Genomic DNA, 2,095 nt, shown 5'->3' on the forward strand with positions numbered 1-2,095 from the left:
GATTGTTCCATCGCCTTCAGTCTCCTCTCGGCTCTCTGACAAGCCAAGGATCGCAGAGCGAAAGCCGAAGCGAAACCAGTCAATCAAATGGGAGAAAAGCTCCGCTTACGAAGAACCGCATCCTGCTCGACAACTATTACCTACCCGGTGATCTCGAGCGTCAAGTAGGAGCCTTCGTCGAACGCTATAATCACGTCCGCTATCATGAGAGCATCGACAACCTCACGCCAGCCGATGTCTACTTCGGCAGGGCTGAGGCGATCCTCGCAGAACGAAACCGCATCAAGCGCGACACCATCGCGAACCGCCGCTTGCAGCATCAACTGCAGGTCACTTAAACTCTAACCCTGATGAACCAGAGCCTCCCTTCTCAAAAAGCCTGACCAGTCTCAAATTATCTGACGACGGACAAAAAGCTTCGAACGCTCAGGACATCCTTTGTGTTACGACCGTCGATATATCACGTCGGTTCGGGTTCCTGTAACGCTCGGCGAGACTCTTGAACACCTCCCCCATCTGATCTGACCGAACAGTAAACTCCCCATAGTTTGGGTCAAAGAGGGTCGTCATTCCATTCGATGTCGAGGTTGCGATTGTGTGTTTGCCACCTGCGGCGAAACGCAAGCCGAGCAAATAGACCGATGGATCGGCGGTGACTTCGTTCACTATTCGGGCAATGCGCGAAGATGAGCCAAAACTGTATCGCGTATGTTTGTCGGATGGCTCCAAACCCGCGCCACGCAACATTGCGCTTCTGGCCTGAAGGTTGTGAGAACCTCCCACCCCGTCGTTTCGCAACTGATTCTTGATTTCTTCATACCGCTGCTGCCGCATTGCCGCCGAGGCATGGCTTTGAGTGCCCGGATGCAGCGCACTCATTCGGGCTGAGGGGCTGCTGTGGAGATTGAGCAGCCACTCCGCGGCCAAACCGACGCAGATACCGTCGACATTGGCCCGAGGCAATTCAGCAGTCCTGTATTCGAACAAAGCACGGATCGGCCTTGCCGGAGAGGATGGATCGGAATCGGATGATAAAGAGGATGCGCTTGGATCTAAGCGGCCTGGACTGTAAACGTTTGCGTCCGAGGTATGTGGCCTGCTGCAGCAGCCGCCCATTTGGTCGAACAACTCCTCATCCGACAGGCTCTCCTGTTTGGCGCAATCCGTAAGTGCCTGCGCAAAGTTGCCACTGTCCGCCGACTGGCTCGGTCCGTCAGCCCGATTGGAGCCTATGGATTGTCCACTAACTCGATTATACATGATGGTTCGCCTGCCTCTTCAGCGCCCGTTTGCTCAGATCGAGTGCCGGCTAATGATGTTGCGACAAGCTGACGACGAGCTGACGAGCAGATAAGCCCGGAACTGTTATCGATCCATGTCCCGATGTTTGGCGAATATACGCTCGGCTTTGCGGTCGGCTGCATAGACATAGGCGATGCCGGCCGGATCGAGGTCGCCCCAGGACCTGTCGTCGGCGGCATAGGCCCAGAGCTGGCCGGTCTTGGTGCGCCCTCGACCGGGATCGAGCACCGGCGCCGTCGTCTCGTCGGCGAACAGCTTGGACCTCGCTCGAAGCACCGCAAGAAGGCGCTCATGCAACGGGCGCAGATGGAAGGCGGCATTCCCAACCCAGTCCGCCAGTGTCGATCGATCGAGAGTGATAGAGCTGGCGGGCATAGATCATTGACCTGCAGATAGTTAGACAAAACTGCCCCATGTCATTGATGTTTGATAGCCAGTTAGATGGCGATAAGTGCTCTAAGCGATTGTCATTCCTCAAGAAACATCAGCCTGAAAATCGCAGTGTCGGTGGTTCGATTCCGCCCCTGGGCACCATTTTCTTGCAAAAACAATAATGAATTCAAGTAGATGGCACGAGCTATGGAGGCGCGTTACACACCTGTTTCCACAGTACGATGCGCGATGGACCGCCGCGTTATAACCCGGCCACCAAAAACAAAGCCCGGCACCCGGCCGGCTCTCTTGGAGCTATGGCGGAATCTGGGTGATGACGGTGTGAGGAAGGCGGCGTATCGAGGCGGGTGACGAGCCTGCCAGAACCTCTCGAGGAGAGCGATACGCCATGACCGAGACT

General features: G+C 55.9%; 1 protein-coding gene and 2 pseudogenes. 1 reads left to right on the forward strand and 2 read right to left on the reverse strand.

Annotated features, from left to right (window positions below; translation table 11 throughout):
* Positions 1–338, forward strand: a pseudogene (locus tag QJT78_RS50600) (hypothetical protein); the annotation flags it as partial.
* An 88-nt stretch (positions 339–426) separates the two neighbouring features.
* Here QJT78_RS50600 and QJT78_RS50605 read toward each other — a convergent pair.
* Together QJT78_RS50605 and QJT78_RS50610 are read right to left on the reverse strand one after the other, a co-directional pair.
* A complete protein-coding gene (locus QJT78_RS50605; protein WP_028147403.1) occupies positions 427–1,260 on the reverse strand; it encodes a YopT-type cysteine protease domain-containing protein in 834 nt (277 codons plus the stop codon).
* 138 nt (positions 1,261–1,398) lie between these two features.
* Positions 1,399–1,662: pseudogene (locus QJT78_RS50610) on the reverse strand (transposase); the annotation flags it as partial.
* Positions 1,663–2,095: the final 433 nt, after the last annotated feature.

This window comes from Bradyrhizobium sp. Mp27 (assembly GCF_029953005.1).
Classification (GTDB): domain Bacteria; phylum Pseudomonadota; class Alphaproteobacteria; order Rhizobiales; family Xanthobacteraceae; genus Bradyrhizobium; species Bradyrhizobium barranii.

Bases quoted from the DNA above. Each gene is read 5' to 3' on its own strand.
- QJT78_RS50605 (WP_028147403.1), bottom strand. From the start codon at position 1,260: ATGTATAATCGAGTTAGTGGACAATCCATAGGCTCCAATCGGGCTGAC.